General features: G+C 48.5%; 24 protein-coding genes. 12 read left to right on the forward strand and 12 right to left on the reverse strand.

Annotation, left to right across the window (positions count from 1 at the left end):
• Nucleotides 1–8: 8 nt before the first annotated feature.
• From QUB63_RS16490 to QUB63_RS16505, 4 genes are all read right to left on the reverse strand, one after another.
• A complete protein-coding gene (locus tag QUB63_RS16490) occupies nt 9–2,279 on the reverse strand; it encodes a hypothetical protein (RefSeq protein ID WP_332946333.1) in 2,271 nt (756 codons plus the stop codon).
• A gap of 487 nt (nt 2,280–2,766) precedes the next feature.
• On the reverse strand, nt 2,767–2,901 hold the full coding sequence (locus QUB63_RS16495; protein ID WP_332946334.1) for a hypothetical protein: 135 nt from the start codon (nt 2,899–2,901) through the stop codon (nt 2,767–2,769).
• Nucleotides 2,902–3,281: 380 nt separating this feature from the next.
• On the reverse strand, nt 3,282–3,716 hold the full coding sequence (locus tag QUB63_RS16500) for a Fur family transcriptional regulator (protein ID WP_332946335.1): 435 nt from the start codon (nt 3,714–3,716) through the stop codon (nt 3,282–3,284).
• 232 nt (nt 3,717–3,948) lie between these two features.
• A complete protein-coding gene (locus QUB63_RS16505) occupies nt 3,949–4,896 on the reverse strand; it encodes an Hpt domain-containing protein (RefSeq protein ID WP_332946336.1) in 948 nt (315 codons plus the stop codon).
• Between the two features lie 398 nt (nt 4,897–5,294).
• On the opposite strand from QUB63_RS16505, the gene QUB63_RS16510 reads away from it, so the two are divergent.
• The gene (locus QUB63_RS16510) at nt 5,295–6,149 is read left to right on the forward strand and encodes an RNA-guided endonuclease InsQ/TnpB family protein (RefSeq protein ID WP_332946337.1); all 855 of its coding nucleotides are present in this window, start codon (nt 5,295–5,297) and stop codon (nt 6,147–6,149) included.
• Between the two features lie 46 nt (nt 6,150–6,195).
• Nucleotides 6,196–6,477 carry a zinc ribbon domain-containing protein gene (locus QUB63_RS16515; protein ID WP_332946359.1) on the forward strand — a complete coding sequence of 94 codons (282 nt, stop codon included), beginning with the start codon at nt 6,196–6,198 and terminating at the stop codon, nt 6,475–6,477.
• 81 nt (nt 6,478–6,558) lie between these two features.
• Here the strand turns inward: QUB63_RS16515 and QUB63_RS16520 are convergent, their stop codons facing one another.
• A complete protein-coding gene (locus QUB63_RS16520) occupies nt 6,559–6,813 on the reverse strand; it encodes a hypothetical protein (protein WP_332946338.1) in 255 nt (84 codons plus the stop codon).
• A 217-nt stretch (nt 6,814–7,030) separates the two neighbouring features.
• Here QUB63_RS16520 and QUB63_RS16525 point away from each other — a divergent pair, with 217 nt between their 5' ends.
• The gene (locus tag QUB63_RS16525; RefSeq protein ID WP_332946339.1) at nt 7,031–7,690 is read left to right on the forward strand and encodes a DUF1345 domain-containing protein; all 660 of its coding nucleotides are present in this window, start codon (nt 7,031–7,033) and stop codon (nt 7,688–7,690) included.
• 86 nt (nt 7,691–7,776) lie between these two features.
• Here the strand turns inward: QUB63_RS16525 and QUB63_RS16530 are convergent, their stop codons facing one another.
• The gene (locus tag QUB63_RS16530) at nt 7,777–9,369 is read right to left on the reverse strand and encodes a GmrSD restriction endonuclease domain-containing protein (RefSeq protein WP_332946340.1); all 1,593 of its coding nucleotides are present in this window, start codon (nt 9,367–9,369) and stop codon (nt 7,777–7,779) included.
• A gap of 303 nt (nt 9,370–9,672) precedes the next feature.
• Between QUB63_RS16530 and QUB63_RS35065 the strand changes: the two genes are divergently transcribed.
• From QUB63_RS35065 to QUB63_RS16550, 4 genes are all read left to right on the forward strand, one after another.
• Nucleotides 9,673–10,107, forward strand: a complete 435-nt coding sequence (locus QUB63_RS35065) for a ParB N-terminal domain-containing protein (protein WP_442921805.1) — start codon at nt 9,673–9,675, stop codon at nt 10,105–10,107.
• Nucleotides 10,108–10,202: 95 nt separating this feature from the next.
• Nucleotides 10,203–10,754, forward strand: coding sequence for a DNA starvation/stationary phase protection protein Dps (gene dps / locus QUB63_RS16540; protein ID WP_332946341.1), 552 nt, complete (start codon nt 10,203–10,205; stop codon nt 10,752–10,754).
• Between the two features lie 41 nt (nt 10,755–10,795).
• Nucleotides 10,796–11,500, forward strand: coding sequence for a helix-turn-helix domain-containing protein (locus QUB63_RS16545; protein WP_332946342.1), 705 nt, complete (start codon nt 10,796–10,798; stop codon nt 11,498–11,500).
• A gap of 234 nt (nt 11,501–11,734) precedes the next feature.
• Nucleotides 11,735–12,061, forward strand: a complete 327-nt coding sequence (locus QUB63_RS16550; RefSeq protein ID WP_293148351.1) for an STAS domain-containing protein — start codon at nt 11,735–11,737, stop codon at nt 12,059–12,061.
• Nucleotides 12,062–12,122: 61 nt separating this feature from the next.
• On the opposite strand, the gene QUB63_RS16555 is transcribed toward QUB63_RS16550, so the two are convergent.
• Nucleotides 12,123–13,259 carry a PP2C family protein-serine/threonine phosphatase gene (locus tag QUB63_RS16555; protein WP_332946343.1) on the reverse strand — a complete coding sequence of 379 codons (1,137 nt, stop codon included), beginning with the start codon at nt 13,257–13,259 and terminating at the stop codon, nt 12,123–12,125.
• 521 nt (nt 13,260–13,780) lie between these two features.
• Between QUB63_RS16555 and QUB63_RS16560 the strand changes: the two genes are divergently transcribed.
• Nucleotides 13,781–14,290 (forward strand): ATP-binding protein, encoded by a 510-nt coding sequence (locus tag QUB63_RS16560; RefSeq protein WP_332946344.1) that lies wholly within the window; start codon nt 13,781–13,783, stop codon nt 14,288–14,290.
• 15 nt (nt 14,291–14,305) lie between these two features.
• Here QUB63_RS16560 and QUB63_RS16565 read toward each other — a convergent pair whose 3' ends face one another.
• From QUB63_RS16565 to QUB63_RS16575, 3 genes are all read right to left on the reverse strand, one after another.
• Nucleotides 14,306–15,073: a DUF1350 family protein gene (locus QUB63_RS16565; protein WP_332946345.1), complete on the reverse strand. Its 768-nt coding sequence runs from the start codon at nt 15,071–15,073 to the stop codon at nt 14,306–14,308.
• Nucleotides 15,074–15,153: 80 nt separating this feature from the next.
• The gene (locus tag QUB63_RS16570) at nt 15,154–15,291 is read right to left on the reverse strand and encodes a hypothetical protein (RefSeq protein ID WP_332946346.1); all 138 of its coding nucleotides are present in this window, start codon (nt 15,289–15,291) and stop codon (nt 15,154–15,156) included.
• Nucleotides 15,292–15,612: 321 nt separating this feature from the next.
• Nucleotides 15,613–16,392 carry an ATP-binding cassette domain-containing protein gene (locus QUB63_RS16575; protein ID WP_332946347.1) on the reverse strand — a complete coding sequence of 260 codons (780 nt, stop codon included), beginning with the start codon at nt 16,390–16,392 and terminating at the stop codon, nt 15,613–15,615.
• Nucleotides 16,393–16,936: 544 nt separating this feature from the next.
• Between QUB63_RS16575 and ssuE the strand changes: the two genes are divergently transcribed.
• Genes ssuE through QUB63_RS16590 form a run of 3 tightly spaced genes read left to right on the forward strand, consistent with a single transcriptional unit; the run spans nt 16,937 to nt 18,560 of the window.
• Complete coding sequence (gene ssuE / locus QUB63_RS16580) at nt 16,937–17,506, forward strand: NADPH-dependent FMN reductase (protein ID WP_332946348.1); 570 nt, start codon at nt 16,937–16,939, stop codon at nt 17,504–17,506.
• A gap of 21 nt (nt 17,507–17,527) precedes the next feature.
• Nucleotides 17,528–17,932: a hypothetical protein gene (locus QUB63_RS16585; protein WP_332946349.1), complete on the forward strand. Its 405-nt coding sequence runs from the start codon at nt 17,528–17,530 to the stop codon at nt 17,930–17,932.
• Entirely contained in the window at nt 17,889–18,560 is a 672-nt protein-coding gene (locus tag QUB63_RS16590) for an ABC transporter substrate-binding protein (protein WP_332946350.1), read from the forward strand. The genes QUB63_RS16585 and QUB63_RS16590 overlap by 44 nt, the downstream gene beginning before the upstream one ends.
• Before the next feature lie 88 nt (nt 18,561–18,648).
• On the opposite strand, the gene QUB63_RS16595 is transcribed toward QUB63_RS16590, so the two are convergent.
• Nucleotides 18,649–18,849: a hypothetical protein gene (locus QUB63_RS16595; RefSeq protein WP_332946351.1), complete on the reverse strand. Its 201-nt coding sequence runs from the start codon at nt 18,847–18,849 to the stop codon at nt 18,649–18,651.
• On the opposite strand from QUB63_RS16595, the gene QUB63_RS16600 reads away from it, so the two are divergent.
• Nucleotides 18,808–20,064: an FAD/NAD(P)-binding protein gene (locus tag QUB63_RS16600; RefSeq protein WP_332946361.1), complete on the forward strand. Its 1,257-nt coding sequence runs from the start codon at nt 18,808–18,810 to the stop codon at nt 20,062–20,064. The two genes, QUB63_RS16595 and QUB63_RS16600, sit on opposite strands and share 42 nt — an antisense overlap.
• Nucleotides 20,065–20,087: 23 nt before the next feature.
• Here QUB63_RS16600 and QUB63_RS16605 read toward each other — a convergent pair whose 3' ends face one another.
• Nucleotides 20,088–20,498 (reverse strand): 2OG-Fe(II) oxygenase family protein, encoded by a 411-nt coding sequence (locus QUB63_RS16605; RefSeq protein ID WP_332946352.1) that lies wholly within the window; start codon nt 20,496–20,498, stop codon nt 20,088–20,090.
• Nucleotides 20,499–20,557: the final 59 nt, after the last annotated feature.

A 20,557-nucleotide genomic window follows, 5' to 3' on the forward strand; every position in this document is an offset into this window, starting at 1 on the left:
AAACCCAATTACTCGGGGATCAAATTAGCATCAGGAGGCCCAGCCGATTCAGGAATCGAGGGCGGCGGGGGTTCCGGAGCCGGAGCCGGAGGAGGAGCAGGTTCCGGAGCCGGAGCCGGGGCCTCTTGTCTCGCGGGCGGATAGTAAGGTTCCGGCTCCCGCGCGGGCGGATAGTAAGGTTCCGGCTCCCGCGCGGGCGGATAGTAAGGTTCCGGCTCCCTTGCGGGCGGATAGTAAGGCTCCGGAGCCGGAGCCGGGGCTTCTTGTCTCGCGGGCGGATAGTAAGGTTCCGGAGCCGGCGCGTACTCTTCCTGTCGCGGAGCCGGCGCATACTCCTCCTGTCGCGGAGCCGGCGCGTACTCTTCCTGTCGCGGAGCTGGCGCGTACTCTTCCTGTTGCGGAGCTGGCGCGTACTCGCGAGCCGGTTCCGCCGCCGGTGGCGGTGCAGTGTTGGCTCTGAGTTCGGCACTCCAGCGCCCGATCGCCCCTGCCGCCTCTGAATGCAGCGCCCTACCGTAACCGATTTGGGAAGCCATCTCGATCGCCGCTCCTAGACTACCGCCAGAAGCCAATTCCGCCGCTCGATCGAGAATCGGTCTGTCTCGAGCCACTTGCAGTTCGCTCACCCACTGATAGACATTATCCTGAGCTTTGGCGTACAGAGTCCTACCGCTCTTAATTTCCGAAGCTTTATCAATAGCCGCGCTCAGTTTTCCTTGCTTCGCCAGGGCGATAGCTTCATCCAAAAAAGGCTGATCTTGAATAACTTCTATGCGTTTCGTCCACTGAGCCAAGAGAGTTTGCGCCTCTATTCTGCGGGGGCGCTTTTGAGCGACCAGGAGTAGCTGAGCGATGCCGCCCTTAAGTCCTTCAACCGTTCCCGGTTCTGCTAACTGCTTCGCCAGGGTGACAAAAGATTTGTCTTCGATCCGCTGAATTTCCCGGCGCCAAGTAGCCACCAAAGTTTGAGCGTGAACCCGCCGCGGCTGCTTCGGGCCGATCGTTTGCGCTTGCTCGATCGCTACCTGAAACGTCCCGAGCTGACCGAAACTAGCGATCGTGCTCGCCATTTGCAGCCGCACCAAATCTTGAAACTGCACCTGTAAACTTTCAATTTGAAATTGAGCCTGCTTGTACAGAGGGCGGCCCGGAGCAATTTTGCTAGCAGCGCCCTGCCCTTCGAGCAAAGTAAAAATGTGTTGCGCCAGCGGTGTTGATACCGACTGGTTCCACATCACCGCCTGAGCCCTACCCAACTGCATCAAATCTTGAGCTTCCGCAAACAGAGGCGAATCCTGCGGCACCACAGAAGCAGCCTCGATCGCCCCCGGGAGGTCTTTCGCCCCCAACCGCTTAGTCGCCATTGCCAGCAAAGTCCGGCTCCAGCCCTCAATTTCCTTCTCAGCTTTAGCGCGGGCAAAAAGCTGCGGGTCTATTTTGCGAGCCAGGACGATGGCCTCAGCGAACTTTTGCGGAGTTCCCTCCTGCGCCAAATCTCTAGCCTCTTGCAAGCGCTGCCAGCCGTTTCTTTCCAAAGAAATCTGCTGGATTAGCTCGTTGTAGCGCTTCTGACTCCAGAAAATATTTTCCAGCTTGAACAGAGCTTGAGCGTAATCCCATGCCTTCTTTAAATCCTCGCTTTTCAAAGCTGTTAGGGCTGTATCGTAGAGTTTTTGGCCCTCCTGCCAATTTTTTTCCCAAGCAGTAACAGCCTCCTGTACCTCTGGGTAAGACGGACTGGTTTTCGGAATTTTCGCCACAATCTCCAGAGCGCCCTTCAAATCGCCCAGCTCAATTTTTGCCCTGGCAAATCCCAGAATAGCTTTCGACCATTCCCCGATCAAATGTTGACCCTGCGAGTATAGCGGGTGTTCTTTCGGCCAAGCCTGCACCAGTGCTATTGCCGATTCTAGCTGGTCTAGCTTGCCCGACTTAGCTGCTTGCTGAGCGCAGTAAAGTCGCTCTCCGTCCGCCGCCAGCGGCGACAGTTGCTGGCAATTGGGCGGTGGCGGCATCGTCAGCAACCACAGAAATGCAGCGGCACCGGTTACTCCAAATCCCACCAGGAGACTCAGCCAGATCAGTTGCCACTGCCAAAAAGTTCTTTTGCCATCTTTTGGCCGCGCCTCTAGCGAGGAACTCGCATCGCCTGTCGCCCCTGCACTCAACTGTGCCGTCGGTTTGGGGGATGGGTTGTATTTGGGTGGTGTGTGGAATTGGTCAGATTGTCGTCTCGCCATTACTTCAGCCTGTCCTGTAATGCGCTCTCTGCGTGACACTCCCACATCAAATCATCGATTGCGATGTGAGCTTCTGAACTCCTGTTAAGGAGATCGAGAATTTCCTTCAAGGTACTGGCAATCTTTCCCTCTTCGGCGTTTTATAGTGAGGCTCGTGTCGGGCCCCACTGGTTGCTTCCGAGCCTTTTCGGCTCTATAAGCACGTAAATCATACCAGTTATCAAACAATTATTCACAGCTTCCGGGTGCAGTTTAGCAGAAAAAACAGTATAAAGCCCGGTCAGTCGAGCGATTTTAGATTAAAGACTTGAAGAATTTTAGATTGAGAGCATCTGTGCGCAAGCTTTTATAGTGCTGTCCTCGCGAGGACAGCACTGTAAAAGGTTATATAAGCTTTGCTGTGCAATAGTTCTTGCTCGCACTCCCGCAAAAAAATGCTTTTTACAAAGCAGGAGATGCTCCCTTTTGATTTGACTCTGCAGATAAATTTGGGGGGGTTAAACTCAGGTCTCATACTAAATCCGGGTTAAATATCCCCTTTATCTTTCGGCGGTTGAAACCGCTGTCGCGAGTCAAAAAAAGTCGGCACTTCGACAAGCAAGGGCGACCACCGGCGCCGACTGAAGAATAACGCTTGTCCCAAACCCGGATTTGGTATCATACTAAATCCGGGTCAGAAATTCCCTCGATCGGACGGGCGCGGCCCAAACCTATCCTACACAAACTTTCGTCCGCTCCAAGCGGACTAAAAAATAAAGCGGGTACTAAAGCCGGATTTTGTCTCAACTTTTTTTACGTGTAGCGGGTAGAACTGATTTTGTGGCTTAGTTCTAAATTTTATTCCCCGATCGCCCAACAGGCCGATCGAGTTTCACTTTTTTTTACTCTGCCCAATTCCCGCGCCCGTGCGATCGAACCCTAGCGACCGCCCTCACTACTTGAATCATTTTATACCGCCCACAGCCCCAGCAAAAATATCCGTTTTGCTTCTGGCAGCCGCTTCCTCATCGGTCACGATGCTTTAGGCGTATCGCTCACACTCTATCCTTCCGTGGCTGGCACCGACGAGCGGTATCCGTAGAAATCTATCCGGTAGTCTACAATTTTGACACCAGTTTGCTGTTGGATTTGTTCGATCAAGTCGAGCGGCAGTTCCACGTGAACGTCGAGAATCTGAGCCGTATCCAGACAATTGACGTGAGAGTGAGAGTCGCTGACATTCCCGTACAAGCGTCCCTCCGAGCGTTCTATGCACTCAATAATCCCGGATCTCGACAAAGCTTCTAGATTTTGATAAACAGAAGTATGCCCGATCGAATGCGCTTGTTGGTTCAGGCGATCGTAAATTTCGCGAGCCGAGAGGTGTTCTTTTGCATCCCACAAAAGTTCTAGAATAAATCGACGCTGGCGGCTCAAGCGCATTCCCATCGCCTGACAGCGGTTTAAAGCATCTTCTAATGAACGAATTGGTTTCACAGCTACCGCCTTCTAAAGCCCGATCGATTTTTTATTCGGGTACAATATTGCACCCCGATCCTATATCCCTTAATTCTAACGCAGGCTTGCCTAACAGTAGAAGGTAGAGGGCAAAAATCTCTTCGAGAGTGAATTTTTTCGAGTTGCAGCGAGACTCAGGCCCCGGGCGCGCAACAGAAAATTATCCCCATCAAAAATATTGCTTTGACCCTATCTTCTACTGCAACAACTCCTAGTTCGAGGATTTGATGGCGTGAACCAGTAACTTGGCGATTTCCGAGAGTTGCTTTTTGTTGAAAGTTTTGAGCAAAAGCTTGACTACCGCCTTCGGTTCGGCGGGAAGAGCTACTTGCTTCGACGCTGCTGCTGGGGCTGCGGTTGCGCTTACCTCTGCTGCTTTTGGGCTTGCTGCCAAGAGTAACAAATTTTTACTCGGAGCGATCGTCTTAACTTTCCCCGCTTGCACCAAATCTCCAGCATCCTTGAGTTCTTTGATAATCAGCGGAGCTAAGACTTTATAAGAGTTTTTAGGATTAACGATCGCCCCTCTAGCTGTTTTAACTAAATTTTGCCAAGTCTCAATTTTACCTCCCAACCTATAGAGGCGAACGCACACAGCCGCCAACTCCTCGCGACTAGCAGCCGATTCTTTCTGCTTGAACACCTGCAACATTTCTTTAAGTAAAACCATCACTTCAACAGCAAAATTCGCCGGCGCAGCGCCCGCTGTTGGAGCAGCAGCGGGCGCACGCGAGCCAGCAGCAGCAACCGCCTGAACTTTGCCCGCCGCCAAGTTGTTGAGGTGAGTTTCCAGTTGAGCAAAAACTGGCATCACCACCTGGACGAGTTTTTCTCCCTCTTCATTCCTCAAACCGAAAGGCCCTTCCAGTCGCGCCAGCAAGTCTTTAAGCGTATCAACTCCCCTTAAAAATAGGGATTCTGCCGTTTGGTCAACCTGCTTGACGGGCCCGTCCTTGAGCACTTTAAAACAATCTTCCAAGCGGTGAGCGGTTGTTTTAATACTATCCAAGCTGAGCATAGCCGCCCCTCCTTTGACCGAATGGGCGGCTCGAAACATCTCTTGGACGCTTTCGGGGTCTTTCATCGTGGACTTCAAATCCACCAAACCATTTTCTAGAGTATCGAGGTGCTCCTTAGCCTCCTCTATAAACAAACGCATTATTCGGTCTTGCTGATCTGACACGACAGTCCTCCTAACAATCTCAGCACCCTCCAGAAAGCACCCTCTTCGCGGGAGGAAACACGACTCCTGCCAAAAGTCAGAAGCTCCCATGCAAAATATTCTAGCCTGCCTCTTGTGAAAGACTGACAATACTCGTGTCTGGGCGGTTTTAACTAGGCAGACGGGAATCCCCACACCATAACGCTTCGTTTGCCGTGGGATGAGAGACGCGGATTTCACCCGTCTACAATCTCAAAAACGCACTTCTGAGCAGTAGACGGGTGGATGAGGAGCCGAACCCAACGACCGGTGAGCGGAGATCGCAAATTCCTTGCTTTTCCTAATGTTCTTTGCTCTCGTAGTCTTAGAGCAATTCTGCAAGCAATCTAAGTATCTTGTTAAAAGCTGTCAAAGTCCGAATCTATCCAACTGTTGCCCAGCAAGCTCACCTTGCTCAGGCTTTCGGTTGTGTGCGCTGGGTCTGGAATCAGTCTTTGGCTACGAGGAGTGCCACTTACCAAGAAACAGGCAGGGGCGTTACGGCAATGACAATGAAGAAGTCCATACCTTTATGGAAAGCTGAATATAAATGGTTGTCTGAGTGTTACTCACAATGCCTTCAACAGTCAGTTTTAAATCTAGGTGTGGCTTTTGGCAACTTCTTTGATGGCCTTTGCATGTATCCGACATTCAAGAAACGCCAAGGAAAACAGTCAATCCAGTATCCTCAAAATGTCACAGTCTTGAGCGCTCGCGAGATTAAATTCCCGGGTTCGTTGGGCACTGTCAATGCTAAAATTCATCAAGATATTGAGGGTAAAGTCAAAACTGTGACTGTCTCCAAAAATTATGATGGTAGATACTTTGCTTCGATGCTGGTAGATGATGGGATTGAATGTCCAGAACCTAGTTCTGAGGGCAAACTAATCGGTCTAGATCTAGGCTTAACTGATTTTGCTGTTACATCTGATGGCTCGAAGTATCAGCACCCTAGAGCCACAAAGAAATATGAGAAGAATCTAGCCCGCAAGCAGAAAAAACTAGCCAGTAAAAAGGACAAAACAACTAAGAATCGGCGTAAAGCAAAGCTTGCGGTAGCCAAGGTTCATTCCAAAATTAAAAGAGCCCGTGAAGATTTTTTACACAAACTATCGCGCAAGATAGTAGACGAAAACTTTCGTCATAGTCGTAGAAAATCTGGCAGTCAGAAACATGGTCAAAAATCACTGCCTAGCCAAAGCAATCTCTGATGCTGGCTGGGGGATGTTCTGCACTATGCTCAAGTACAAAGCCGAAATGGTGGGTAAAATTTATCTACAAATAGGTAGATTCTTTGCCTCAACTCATCTTTGCTCTAATACTTTGAAACTACTGCCTTCAATGGATCTATCAGTGCGTGTATTTGATTGCCCTCACTGCGGGCAAAGACACGACAGAGACATTAACGCGGCGATCAATATCAAAAATGAAGGTTTGCGATTATTGGCGTTGGGAACCAACGTTATTGCTCAGCCAAGGCTATGTAAGACCAAAGCAGTATGGACGCAAGTCTACTACTGTAGCGGCGGTGGTTGTTGAAGGGAGAAGCCCCCGTCATAGCGGTACTCCGCTTGACGGTGGGTAGTTCACCTCTCTTTCCTGGTGCGGTGGAGATCGATCCTAGAGTTCTGAGGGAGTGTCTGGAGCGATTTCGATGCCCATTCCTTGTTGCATCATCTGCTGATCCGTAATCAAGTCGTTCAATTCCTTAACTTCGACGCCGATGTTTTGGCAAGCCTGTTTCAGTTCCCGCTCGAAGGTGTTGAGGTCGCCTCCGTAGCCGCAAAGCTGCGCGGCTGTGGCGATTCCTTGTGGCGCGTTGGCTTTGGCGCAGTCGATCAATTCAATGCCTTTGAGGGGTTGGGAGGATGCCATAATTTCAAACCACCATTTATCTTTTGTCCCACTGTACCTAGAAGGTTGAGGTCGATCGATCTATCGAAAGGCATGAAAAATCCTGTCCGTGCTGGGTGTTACCAATTCATAGCTTATTTTTTGGGATTTCTGGGCAAGATAGCAGTAGTTGGCATTTTCTACCCTTACTGTGCCTAACTTAAGCTAGATTACTGTGAGAAATGTTTCCAAATCTCAAATGCACTGGGTCTGGAGCGTCCGGCACCGCCTGTTTGCGTCTGTTCTGTTCGCCATAGCAGTCGCTGTTTTCCTGCCACCTCACTATTTCCTGCTGACTCGGATGCTGTGCATTTGGAACGCGGGCGCTGTGAGTTTCCTGCTTTTGACTTGGATGCTGATGCTGCAAGGCACTCCCGAAATAATGCGCCACCACGCTCAGCAGTTGGACGCTGGCCGCTTAACAATCTTAAGCACGATCGTGGCGGCGGCTTGTGCTAGCTTGTTGGCGATCGTCTTCCTGCTGCGCGATACCAAAGGCTTGCCCCCCGATTTGCTATTGCTGCACTTGGGGCTTTCTGTGCTGACAATTGTTGGCTCTTGGATGCAGGTGCACACTATTTTCACGATGCACTATGCCCGCAGCTACTACGGAAACCGCAGCAAACAGCACGGCAGCTACTCGCAGGCGGGGGGTTTGGATTTTCCGGGCGACGAGGAACCAGATTACAAAGATTTTTTATATTTCTCGTTTGGGATTGGGATGACTTGCCAAGTGGCAGACGTGCAGATCACTTCTCGTTCGACGAGGTATCTCGTGCTTTTTCACAGTGTGCTGTCGTTCTTTTTTAACACCGCTATTCTGGCTATGAGCGTCAATATTATTGCGGGATTGACTTGAGATGATTCTGTCGCAGATGCTGGGATTTTTTCTTAATGGGCGATCGGATCTTAATTTTGGGATATGGTTAAGTCTAGAGCTTGGTTCTACACATCTTGCATCAACTGTTTTGCAAAAGTAGCTAACAGTTCTGCACGCTTATTCACAAAACCATCAAAATCATCATTGCAAAATTCCTGTGGGCAAAAAGCATTTGTTAAAATTTCTTCTTTCAACACATCATCATCATTGGGCATGATAGTGATATATTCAGACGGTTTTTTTCGCCCTATTTTCTTGTTTTCTGAACTGTTCAAAAAACAGAAGTTGGCAAGACAATTAATCTTTTCGTCAGAAGTGTCTAACTCTCTCAAGTAAGCTTTGGGATAAATATGATGAAACTCTGCTCTGTTGTACTTTTGCAAAACTTTATCTAAATCAATTGATGAACCGGACAAAAAAGTCTTTGGATTATTGTTGGCTAACATCAATATAAATGTCTTAGTATTTGCACTAGCTAACCTAAAATAATTAGTTTTGAAGAAATCCTTACTTAGATCGTGAGAAATATCTCCAAAAGTATTCACCTCACCATTTTTAAGCTTTTGTATTTCTTCTATATCAGTTATGGCAGTTCTTTTAGGCCTACTACCATATCGGTTGGTAAAGCAAGATCGCCAAAACCACTTTTTTAATCTGGCATAAACGTTGGAGTCATAGGACACTTGCTTGCCATCAGGTTCTGCGAAGAAGGTACATAGAGGAATGATCAACGCAGAGGATGGTAAGTTCTTAAGGGACATAGCCTTCAACTGCATTCTTAGAAAGTCGATAGCACCGAAAATCCCAGTCCTGACCTTGGGAAATGCTGCTCTGATTTGTTGACCATTCAATTCTAAGAGATTATCTGGAGTAGGATCTTTCATTAATATAGCCGCCGCACATCTCAATATCAAATCAGCATCCTCACCGACTTGAGAAAATCCGAACTCTTCAAGTTCTTCTTTCAATTCTTTGAAACTCTCTAATAAATCGAAATCCTCATTCCAAGTCCAGGCTGCAAGGAGTTGAAGAGTATCAAGTTCCATCCCTAGTCTATTAACGCGCTCAAATACAATTGCAACAATTGCTCTATCATCCGTCTTTAAAATTTGAGCAGGAATAGATACTTCTTTAAATTTCTCTTGAATTCTATCTAAACGTATAATTTGCTCATTAGTAAATTTGGTAGTTGCATCTCTATATCTAACAGAGTCAAATAAAACGCTCAGAGGAAAGTGTTTAGATGAATCAACATCGATCTCCGAAAGAGCCAAAAACTGACTTTCTTGTACATCCTCTTGTGCTTCCAAATCGAAATATATTCCAACCCATGCACTATCGAAAGTTGGCTTTAGTTCGGTCTGAAAAACAGAAAATATTGATGTCAGCCTTTGCTGACCGTCTAAGACATAATCAATTGGGTAATCTTCTTTGGGTTGTGGAAGTTCAAATTGGCCCAGCTTTCTCTCTACAGAAAGCTTGTATTTAGTTCGCCAAAAAAGTAATGAGCCAAAAGGATAATTTTTGTAGATACTGTCCATTAGATATGCAACTCTATCCATATCCCAGACAAAACCTCGCTGGAAAGCAGGAATCCGAACACTGCCACTACTTACAGCATCCAGCAACTGCCTGATAGAATAGGATTGATACTCCATATTTAAGCCTTACTCTCGGTAAATGTTTACGTACCACTATATCATCAAGCAATAATCATGCTTGAATTTTCCTCTCTACGAAGCCACGAGCAGCCTTTTAGTAATAGCAGAAGCAACTGTAAATACGCGGTCTAACAACCCGCTCGGCGGACGGGCCAGAGGTATTGGTGATATTGCAAATGCTGCCTGCCGCCGCTTATCTTAGTTGTTAAGTAGTTTAATCTCTCGGTGAGAGCAGCATTTAAATACTATTTATCAGCCTTCGAGATCAAGCTACCGTAATCTGATCTGTAAGACAGTGCTTTGGGCTTTTTGGGGAGCGATCGGCTTCAAGGGTTGTTGCTGATGAAGCCGATCGCGTCAACGAGAAGCGATCGTTCCAGCATAAACCTTAATTTTTGCCTAATTCCTGATTTTGCTTGCCAAGTCGAAGTCATTACGAGTATGATTAAGCAAGAAGCAAAACAGAGAGCCGCCATGAGGATCGAAGCAATACCCCTCAACCAGATTCGCCGCCCCCTGCCGCGAGTCAACGACCAAACTAAAGTAGCCGCCCTGATGGAATCCATCCGCGAGGTAGGTTTAAACGAACCCATCGATGTGCTAGAAGTAGATGGTCAGTATTACGGATTTTCCGGCTGCCACCGGTACGAAGCTTGCCAGCGCCTCGGTTTAGAAACTATCCGCTGTAATGTACGCCGAGCTCCCCGTGCGGTGTTGCAGATGCACTTAGCCTGAGCGTCTCAACAGCAATTCACGACAGGCAAATATTCGATCGCCCAAACCAATCTCAAATATTCGATCGACAATCACCACTCACAAGGTACAAACATATGACTCTCAACAACCACAAACAACATCTGTACCCGACGCGCATCGATATGTCAGCCGGCACCCGCTCTCAAGTAGTCGGGCTGCTCAACGCCACGCTAGCCACGACTCTGGACTTAAAAACTCAAGTCAAGCAAGCTCACTGGAACGTTAAAGGCATGGACTTCTACCAGTTGCACTTGCTGTTTGACGAAATGGCAACAGAACTCGAAGAATACATCGATTTGGTTGCCGAACGAGTCACAGCTTTGGGCGGTTTAGCTGTCGGAACAGCCCGCACGGCCGCCGCAGATTCGATCCTGCCAGAATTTCCTTTCGACATCCTAGACGGCAAAGAATACGTGACTGCTTTGGCCGATCGCTACGCACCCTACGCCCAACACCTGCGAGTGGCGATCGACAAAGCAGCAGAACTCGGCGACGCCGATACAGCGGATCTCTACACCGAAATTTCGCGGACAATTGACAAGCGTTTGTGGTTCCTAGAAGCGCATTTGCAAGGTTCTGCGCCAACTGCAACAGCCGCCGCCCGCGAACAAGTTGGCGTCAAATAGCCACTTCTTTTGTGGGGTGGGCACGCCAGCCTGCCCCAAAGATGTATTTCCTTAAGACTCCCGACAGTTTACGATCGAGAATATGTCCATTTATTAATTTGGATGACTTTTTCGTGGCAGCTAATATTCCCGATTATGCTCTTCAACTGCAACGCCTGATGCAACAGGCCGGGCTTTCGAGCGATCGAGAACTCAGCCAAAAAGCAGGAGTTCCCGAAATTCAGGTCATCCGCCTGCGTCGCGGCTTAGCTTTGAAAACCCGAGCCGACATCCTGCTCAAAATCAGTCAAGCTTTGCAAATTTCCTTAAATGAACTGCTCGCAACCTTGGCGCCGGACTTTGTAGAGTTAGAACAGGCACCACCGACAGCCCTAGAACAAGAATATCAGCGCCTGCAAGCTGCGATCGAACAGCAGCGAGAATCTTTGCTGCAGGAATTCCAGCTCTCCTGCGTGCAAATTTTAGAATCTTGGATGTTGCAGTGGCCGACTGCTGCGAGCAAAGCTCAGGAAAATCACAACTTGCGGGCTCAGAAACTACTGCCCTTGCTGCGGCCCGTCGAGCAGTTATTGGAGCATTGGGGAGTAGAGTCGATCGCCCCTGTCGGAGCAGAGATTCCCTACAACCCGCAACAACACCAACTCCTGGAAGGAACAGCCGGGCCGGGAGAACCCGTCAAAGTCCGCTACACAGGCTACAGACAAGGCGACAAACTCCTCTACCGCGCCAAAGTTAGCTTAGTTTGATAAATGGGATTCGGGATTCGGCACAAAAAAGATTTTCTCGATCTCAAAATTTACTCGCCCGGTGTGCGCTGTGAGTCTCGCAAGCGTTGCGCTCCGGGACGATCGCCCGCTTGCTGCGCACTCAAAACTCTTCTCCCGCTCTGGGGCTTTGGCTTTCTCTTATTTGGATCGGAGTCCGTCTCGCAGCTATACTAGCCTAGTCTGCCTAGAATTCTGACATTCCCACTGCAAAATATGAGTCCTGTAGTTAAAATTATTCAGCCCTCTGGCATTTTAGATGGCACCAAGGCAAGTCAATTCCGCCAAGAGATTAGCGACCTAGTGGAAGCGGGAGCCGATGTGGTATTGATCGACTTCCAAGATGTGACATTTATGGATAGTTCTGGTTTGGGCGCTTTAGTCTTGGCGCTCAAAACAGTCCGGGCCGCTGGGAGTCAATTAGTCGTCTGTTCTATCAACGAGCAAATCCGCATCTTATTTGAACTCACCAGCATGGATCGAGTTTTCGAGATATTTCCGACCCGGGATGCTTTTAATAGCAAAATTCTCTCAACTAACTAACTCTTTTGGTTGGCTGCTGCCTTCTTGCTATTTGGTCGCAGATGTGCTGCTTTCTTGTCAGCTAGCCAAAGTTGATCTTGAGTAAAGACCAATCATCATCAAAAACTGCTTTAGCGTTCAACTTTTGAATGTAGCTCAAAACCAGTTCTAACTGGTCGGCAGTTGCACCGTTGTAAGCTGCTAGCAGGTCGATGAAAGGGTCAAGCCCCCAGATATTGCCGTCAGGTTGGTGAATCTCGTATACCCCGTCGCTAAAGATGTAGAGGGTGCTTAAATCCTCGACATCGCAGCAATTATCCATATAGGGGGCGTCGGGGAACATCCCGACCGGCATTCCGGGGGTTTTTAATCGCTGGATTTTAGCAGTGGAAGCAGGCGACTGGGAAATCAACACCGCCGGGGGATGGCCGGCGCTGGCGTAAGTGAGCTGCCGAGTAATGCGGTTGTAAACGCCGTACCAGATGGTGAAATATTTGTCATTTTGGTAGCTCATCTGGAAGGTGGTGTTGAGGGCCCGCAAAACGTCGCTGGGCTTGTAGTAGTCTATGTTGGGCAGCGCGCGCGATCGCAGCAAATTCAGCACTGCCACAGAAGGCAGCGCCGCCCGCAAACCGTGACCGGCCACGTCGAGCAAGTAAATCGCCAAATAATCGGCATCCAGCCAGTTGTAGTCGAAGCAATCTCCCCCCAACTGCCGGGAGGGAATGAATTTTGCCTCGATGCTGACAGGTTCCGTCATCGGATCTGGCAGCAGCGATTGCACGTACTCCGCTGCCTCGGCTAGCTCTGCTTCCAGACTTTGCTTGGCAATTTTTAAATCTCGGCTGAGTTGGTGCAGCCGCAATCCGGCGCGTACTCTCGCCTGCAATTCGTTGAGTTCGATCGGCTTCGAGATAAAATCGTCGGCACCGGCGTCGAGCCCTTTGACTCGATCGGCGATCGAACCCAAAGAAGTCAACAAAAAGAATTGCGTAGTTGCCAGCTCCGGATCTGCCTTAACTCGACGGCAGACATCTATGCCGGTCAAGCGCGGCATGATCCAATCGCAAATTATCAGGGCTGGACGCAATTTTTGCGCCTGGGCTACACCGTCTTCGCCATTACTTGCTACTGTCACTTCGTAACCCTGTTTTTTCAGGGTTCTCCTCAGCAGTTCTTGAACAGCAGTATCATCGTCAATAACCAGAATTTGAAACATGGGCACTCAGGTAGTACAAGTCTTTCAAGGTCTGGGGGTCATTAAAAATATATCCTGTCAGCGCGCTTGTCTGAGATTGAGTATAGTCTAATAACATCGCTTTCCAGGTAAATGCTTTTGCCTGCCAGCCATCGAGTTCAATTTACCTTTAAATTTGTTGATGCAAATTTTGGCGAAGTCGAACTCACCCAGTTTATACTCAGAATATAAACTTTTATAGACTTTTTTGGGCTGCTGGCGCGAATTGACATCTGGGCGGGACTTCTGGTACCATAAACAGCTAATTACTCGATTTGACATTTATTTTCCTAGCAGTACAAGCTAGTATAATCGAACTCCCATTCAATTTGGCCTGGTTTTACATGACCTGCACCCCATCAATTAGTGGAAAATGAGGCGGCAGGTGAATAACTGCGATGGGTGATGTTGGCCCGCCTTTTGGCAAAAAAGTTAAAAACGTAAAGTACAGGCAGTAAAATAGTTGCCTCTATTTTATGGAACTATAATTTTAGTGGCAGAGCGTGATTGAATTAAAAGGTTCCGAAAAGTTGCAAGTCCTAAAGAAAGCGGATCTTCAAGTCAATACTGGCCAGAGTGCTTTAGACCCACTTTTGTCGTGGTTTGCACAATTGTACGAGCCGCGAATTCCCACAAGTGTGTGGATACGCTGTCAGTTGGCTTTGGCTGAGGGCTTTACAAATGCGGTGCGTCACGCCCACGAGGGCAAACGGCCGGATTTGCCGGTTGACATTCAGGTGGCGGTGTGTACTGAATCTGTAGAGATTAAAATTTGGGATTCGGGCCCTCCCTTTGATTTAGAGCAAAAAATTAAAGATATGTCGGAAAAAATCGATCCTGAAGCTCCGGGCGGGCGGGGTCTAAAATTGATGAAAGACATCGCAGACAGTCTCAGTTACACGAGAATGGCGGATGGCCGGAACTGTCTGTCGATCGTCAAAAATTATACTCCTCTCTCAAAGACGGACGATGAAGATGATATTTTGGAACGGCCCGAGGAACATACTGGTTAATTGGTTCATCCGCTTTTAAACGCGGGACAGAGGGTTGAGCCACAGCAGAATTGTCCGTTTTAATTGATTTAATTCTCGATACACTTCTTGTTTTACCCACTGGCCAAGAGCGTCGAAGGGTGTAAAAATTTGACCCACAGGCCAGCTAACATCTTGCCCCAAGGGCGTTTGATGGTTGCCGGCTAGAGTCTGAACTGTAATCATGTCGGGAAATCGTGCTTTTAGCAGCTTGGTCAACAGCAGGGTTTGGTCGATGTTGTCGCCGTTAAATTTGACTAACAGATTGCGCCGGATTTGATAGCTATCTTGCACGAGGCGATTGGTGTCTTGCGGGGAAGGGGTAAACTCTACGTTAAAGACGGGGGAAATTTGCTCGACGATCGGGATGGCTTCGGATGCCGCATAATTGTTGAAGGAAATCAGAATATTGCCTGCCCTTTCTACGTCAAACACCGAACCGATCAGCAAGTGCAGTTTGCATCCCATGCTGTGCCCCATGCCGTAGACGGGGAGATAGGAAGATTTGAGCAATTTGGTGGCGCGCAGGCGATCGAGGGCATTTTCAAATTTGTTGAGGACATCGCGGGCGATCGCAATATGATCCAAGGTATTGACAAACGGCGTTGCTACTACCACATATCCTTGATTCCCCAAAGCCTCTAACAGCCAGCGATAGGTGAGTTGCGGTGCAGTCGCTACAAATGCACCGCCGAGAAAATGTACGATCGCGATCGGTTTAGAGGGAATTAATACCCAGTTGCCAGAAATTTCTTGCCAGTCCATACAATAAATAAAATTTTAAGTAAAAAGGCTAGCGTCCGCAAAAACTTTTCTTTTTACTTTGATAGTTAAACGCAGGGCGCTTAGGATAAACAGCACAGGGCTGTACCGACAGCTTCCGCCAAAGCCGTTCCCCGCTCCAGCAGCCCTCGGGCTGTTTCATCCGGGCCTACCAACGCTCGATCCGATTTAAATCCGGTGAGTAAGAAGGATTCCTTCATTATGTCCTAAGCCCAAAGCGTTTAGCCATACCAAACCCCACACAAAGCAGATTTTGCGGTTGAAGAAGCCCGATAATGCTTAAGCTCGGCAGTTCTAAGGTTTAATAGGATTCGATCCAGTTCGCGAGTCCGAAATATTCTTAAACTAGGCCCCATACTTGAGTTACCTTCAACCGCGAGAAGGTCCCCACTATTATAGACCTCTCCAATAACGATCGCTTCACAGACCCGAAAGCCTGTTCAAGACTGGCTTTTCACTCCTAACGCTATATGTATAGGCTGTGCGTAAGTCCTGATTTACATAGTTTGGTTTTTTTGTACCTACCTACTTATTGCAAATTTTTCTGCATTTTTGCTACTTTCTTTTTGACCCATAACGCGCTGCAAAATCGCCTCTACTTTCGCAGCAAATACAGCATTTCCTTTCTGCCTCGGTCGCGGCATATCAATAGAATAGTCCATTGCAATCTGACCATTTTCTATTAAAATAACTCTGTCAGCTAGCACCACTGCTTCTTCTACGTCGTGAGTGATCAGTAGCGCGGTAAATCCTTTTTCTTGCCACAAATTTTCTAACAATTGCTGCATCTCAATGCGAGTCAAAGCATCTAACGCGCCGAGGGGTTCATCAAGCAGCAGCAAGTGGGGTTCGCAGGCAAGGGCTCTTGCTAAAGAAACTCTCTGCTTTTGACCGCCGGAGAGTACCGCCGGCCAATCGTTGGCGCGATCGCCGAGCCCTACCGCGTGAAGCACTTGCATCGCTTTGTAGTGCGCGTTTTCTTGGGCAGCGATCAGCCCTAATTTCACATTTGCCAGCACTTTTTGCCAAGGTAGCAGCCGTGCATCCTGAAACATCATTGTCACTTTAGAGTTGAGTTTGCGGGATGACTTTCCATCTAAAAAGACAGTGCCTTGAGTGGGAACTTCTAGTCCGGCGATTAAGCGCAGCAAGGTACTTTTGCCGCATCCGCTGCGACCTACAATTGCTACAAATTCTCCGGGATTTATTTCTATGTTGATATCCCGCAAAATTTTAATATTTCCAAATGACTTCTGGAGTTCTACTAATTCTAGGCCTATTCCTGAGAGTGCTGATTCCATTCTATAAAACCTCCATATCGCGAGCTATGCCACAGGCTCAAAACCTTTTTCACTTTCAAAGGTGGCTGTTGAGCAAATGCCAATTCGTCTCCTACTCACCACTGCTGGTGAAGAGCAGATTAGCATCTCTATATTTAAACTACTGTAAGTCAGTCAAATTACCGTATTTTGCTGATTAAACAAGATTGTTGCATAGGTATCTACAAAAAGCAAGAGAATTTTCCCCCCAAATTCTGCGGCTTTGATAAATAATTGTTAAGAACAAGCAAACCCTGTTCCTGTAAAGGTTCTGTTTTTGAGTCCGGTGGGATTATGCTGTATTTAGGAGAAAAAACCTGACAGTTGATTCCCGCCGAAATTCGCGATCGCCCAAAAATTGTGTACTGGTTATCAAACTTTACCTCTCAACTTACTTGCTTTTTAAAATTGACCGTGCTAGCTTACTTTTAAGTAAACTACTGTAACTCTATAAATTTATAGTAGTTTACGGTCGATACCGTGAATGGGTCATTTTTAAATGAGTCAAAAATAGGAGGACAGTTAAATGCCTAATGTTGTTGCGATCGCAGGTAGCCCGTCTCATCCATCCCGCTCCTTTGCCGTACTGGAATACGCCCGCCGCGCTGTCGAGAAAGAGGGACTGAGTACGGCTTCTATCAACGTCCGCGATCTCCCGCCAGAAGTATTAATTTACGGGCAATTTGCTAACCCAGACTTGAAAGCAGTCAATGATTTAGTAGTAGCAGCCAACGGCATAATCATCGCCACACCTGTTTACAAAGCAGCCTACACAGGCGTACTCAAGGCTTACTTAGATTTGCTGCCGCAAAAGAGTTTAGCTGGCAAAGTTATTCTCCCCATTGCCACAGGAGGTACGCTCGGTCACTTATTAGCAATTAATTACGCCCTCAAACCAGTGTTATCCGAGCTTGGTGCTAGTCATATCTTGGCTGGTGTCTATGTTTTAGACACCCAGATCGAAAGTTACGACGAAACAAGCGTACAGCTTGAAGAGGAAACAGAACAAACACTGCGATCGCAGTTACAAGAATTTGTCAGCACCTTGCACGGTGGCAAACCCGAATTAGTGGGAAGTCTTCGATCGGAAAATTAGCAACGAACAATATTATTGTTTATGCTCAAAAGAGTGATTTCAATTCTGGCTAAGTTATGGCGATCGCACCTTTCCCTAGCAGCGCTATTTCTATTGGGAATCAGCTTAAATTGGGCGATCGCCTCCTGCAATACTCCCACCCCTACGGGATCTGCAAGCCCCGCCGCTTCCCCCGCAGCAGCTCAAGCTCAGGTAGTCCGCATCGGTCATCAGAAATTAGACCCCTTCACGCTAGTCAAAGCTAGAGGCGGGTTAGAGAAACGCTTGCAGCCTCTAGGCATATCCGTTGAGTGGAAAGAATTTCAGTCAGGCCCCCCGATGCTGGAAGCACTAAACGTCGGCAGCATCGATATCGCACGCACCGGGGACGCTCCTCCAGTCTTTGCCCAAGCTGAAGATCGCACCCCTGCTTTACATTGGCGGTAGCGCCCCCAAAGACCGCAGTTCAGGTATTTTAGTTCCTGCTAATTCACCAATTCAAACCCTGGCGGATTTGCGGGGTAAGAAAATAGCTTTTACAAAAGGTTCAAGCGCCAATTACCTGTTAGCAAAAGCACTGAAATCCGCAGGGATAAAATGGACTGATATTGAGCCTGCCAACCTGACACCAGCCGATGCCAGAGCTGCCTTCCAACAAGGTAACGTAGATGCTTGGGTAATTTGGGACCCCTTTTATGCAGCAGCTCAAGCGCAAATAGATCTTCGTGTTGTTAAAGATAGTAAAGGACTAGCAGCTAACCGAGATTTTTACTTAGCTAATCGCTCATTTACTCAGTCTAATTTCAAAATCCTTGAGGCAATTAGAGAAGAAACTCAAGCAGTAGCGACTTGGGCTGATGCGAATCCCGCAGAAGTAGTCAAGATTCTCGCTCCCATTCTGAAAATTGATGTTTCTATCTTAGATGTAGTGACTCGACGGCCCAGTTATGGATTTGAACCGATCCAAGCTGATATGGTTGCCGAGCAACAGGAAATTGCGGATACTTTTTTTGAACTTGGCTTAATTCCCAAGCAGCTCAAAGTTGAAGAAGTAGTTTGGAAACCAGGTAATTAAAAATCCCCGCTTGTGGGTAAGTGTTGGATACCGAGGCAGCGATATCTTTTCCTAGTTCCGATGTCTTAACAATAGATACATTCCTATTCTATTTGATGCTGATAGGGTTCCTAAAATGCTGACTTCCGATGCTCCAACGACGATCGCGATCGTCGGTGCTGGCTTTAGTGGTTGTCTCGTAGCGGCTCACCTGTTGAAAACAGCCAACCGACCCCTGTAGATCGAGCTGATCGATCGCAGTCACGACATTGGCAAGGGAGTTGCATACAGCACCGATACCGCCAGCCATTTGCTAAATGTATCCGCAGGCAAGATGAGTGCCTTTCCCGACGATCCCGGTCATCTGCGGCGCTGGCTGCACAATAACCGCAACGAATTGGCGGCATTCCTGCCCGATGACTTGAACGCCAGCAGTTTCATTCCCCGTCAGATATACGGGCTTTATATCCAGTCAATTCTGGAGGAAGCTGAAGCCACAGCATTGAGTAACGTCCGGCTGGAGCGCGTCATCGATGAAGTGGTGGCAGTGGAGCCACAAGCCTCATGTGCGATCGTCTCCCTGCGGAGCAGCCGTGCTTTCGCGGCAGACAAAATTGTGCTGGCACTGGGAAACGCGCCAGCAACTCCCAGTGCATCGCAAACTAAGGACAATGACACCCCCTACTTCCGCAATGCCTGGTCAGCCGATGCGCTGGCAGGGATCGAGCCTGATGCGCCCGTGTTGCTGATTGGCACTGGACTGACAATGATGGATATGGTGGTGTCGCTCCACGATCGCCACCATCAAGGCAAAATTTACGCCGTGTCTCGCCGGGGCTTGTTTCCGCTGACCCATCGATCGACCAAACCCTACCCCGCCTTTTTGACCCCAGACACCGCGCCCAAAACGATTCGGGGCTTGCTGCGGTGCATTCGGAGTGAGGTGCAGACGGCGACGGAGCAGGGCTACGACTGGCGATCGGCGATCGATTCCCTGCGTCCCATCACCCAGCAACTCTGGCAACAACTCGGCCGCGTGGAGCAGCGACGGTTTTTGCGCCATGTCACCCCTTATTGGGATGTGCACCGGCATCGGATTGGCCGTGAAATGGGGGATGTTGTCCGGGCAATGCTGGAATCAGGGCAACTGACAATTATGGCAGGGCGCATTCAGGACTATCAAGCGGCACAGGCGGCGGTGGCTGTTACCGTTCGCGATCGCCAAACGCAAACGAATCGGGTCTTGCAGGTCAGCCGTGCGGTGAATTGCACAGGGGTAAAAACAGATTATCGCCGATCGCCCCAATCCCTAATCGCCAATTTGCGCGCCCAAGGGTTGATCCGCCCCAACGACATCGGTTTGGGATTGGATACTGCCGCTGATGGTGCCGTATTAGATGCTCGGGGCAACCGTTCAAGTCTGCTCTATACTTTGGGCACCCCGCGCAAAGGTGATTTATGGGAAACGATTGCTGTCCCTGAACTGCGCGAGCAGGCAGTGGCTCTGGCTGCGACGGTGTTGTAGTCGCCGCCAGTGCGGGGAGTATGTCAAAAAACTTCCTGGCGCAATTGGGGAAAAACCTTTGCAACTTTGTTCAGGACATAATCGCCGTAAGTGCCGCGAAACTCGTGAACGCTGGCTTTGTCCCAACGTTCGTTTTTGTTGTCATCGACGATCGCTCCCTTGATTTCAATCGGGTGGAGTTCAGCATTGAAATTGGGATCGAAGAAGAATGGAAATGATAAGCGAGATCGTCCTGACACCTTCTTGACTCGATGAGGAGTAGAGCGATAAAGTCCACCTGTGAGGCGATCGAGCATATCGCCAATATTACAAACAAATGAGTTGGCGATCGGCGGAGCATCAATCCAGCCTGATTTTGTCTTCACTTGCAGCCCACCTAAATCATCCTGCTTGAGAATCGTTAGCAAACCATAATCGGTATTATAAAACTTCATTAAGGTTGTAAGCATCAATAAACAATAGTAGTATCATATAGTCAGGAGGGTCAACTGAA

Source organism: Microcoleus sp. ARI1-B5, from assembly GCF_036705795.1.
Lineage (GTDB): Bacteria > Cyanobacteriota > Cyanobacteriia > Cyanobacteriales > Microcoleaceae > Microcoleus.

Bases quoted from the DNA above. Each gene is read 5' to 3' on its own strand.
- QUB63_RS16605 (WP_332946352.1), bottom strand. From the start codon at position 20,498: ATGAAGTTTTATAATACCGATTATGGTTTGCTAACGATTCTCAAGCAG.
- QUB63_RS16565 (WP_332946345.1), bottom strand. From the start codon at position 15,073: ATGGACTGGCAAGAAATTTCTGGCAACTGGGTATTAATTCCCTCTAAA.
- QUB63_RS16550 (WP_293148351.1), top strand. From the start codon at position 11,735: ATGAGTCCTGTAGTTAAAATTATTCAGCCCTCTGGCATTTTAGATGGC.
- QUB63_RS16545 (WP_332946342.1), top strand. From the start codon at position 10,796: ATGTATTTCCTTAAGACTCCCGACAGTTTACGATCGAGAATATGTCCA.
- QUB63_RS16595 (WP_332946351.1), bottom strand. From the start codon at position 18,849: ATGGCTGGCGGTATCGGTGCTGTATGCAACTCCCTTGCCAATGTCGTG.
- QUB63_RS16525 (WP_332946339.1), top strand. From the start codon at position 7,031: ATGCACTGGGTCTGGAGCGTCCGGCACCGCCTGTTTGCGTCTGTTCTG.
- QUB63_RS16495 (WP_332946334.1), bottom strand. From the start codon at position 2,901: ATGATACCAAATCCGGGTTTGGGACAAGCGTTATTCTTCAGTCGGCGC.
- QUB63_RS16515 (WP_332946359.1), top strand. From the start codon at position 6,196: ATGGTGGGTAAAATTTATCTACAAATAGGTAGATTCTTTGCCTCAACT.
- dps (WP_332946341.1), top strand. From the start codon at position 10,203: ATGACTCTCAACAACCACAAACAACATCTGTACCCGACGCGCATCGAT.
- QUB63_RS16570 (WP_332946346.1), bottom strand. From the start codon at position 15,291: ATGAAGGAATCCTTCTTACTCACCGGATTTAAATCGGATCGAGCGTTG.
- ssuE (WP_332946348.1), top strand. From the start codon at position 16,937: ATGCCTAATGTTGTTGCGATCGCAGGTAGCCCGTCTCATCCATCCCGC.
- QUB63_RS16530 (WP_332946340.1), bottom strand. From the start codon at position 9,369: ATGGAGTATCAATCCTATTCTATCAGGCAGTTGCTGGATGCTGTAAGT.
- QUB63_RS16505 (WP_332946336.1), bottom strand. From the start codon at position 4,896: ATGCGTTTGTTTATAGAGGAGGCTAAGGAGCACCTCGATACTCTAGAA.
- QUB63_RS16575 (WP_332946347.1), bottom strand. From the start codon at position 16,392: ATGGAATCAGCACTCTCAGGAATAGGCCTAGAATTAGTAGAACTCCAG.
- QUB63_RS16520 (WP_332946338.1), bottom strand. From the start codon at position 6,813: ATGGCATCCTCCCAACCCCTCAAAGGCATTGAATTGATCGACTGCGCC.
- QUB63_RS16585 (WP_332946349.1), top strand. From the start codon at position 17,528: ATGCTCAAAAGAGTGATTTCAATTCTGGCTAAGTTATGGCGATCGCAC.
- QUB63_RS16555 (WP_332946343.1), bottom strand. From the start codon at position 13,259: ATGTTTCAAATTCTGGTTATTGACGATGATACTGCTGTTCAAGAACTG.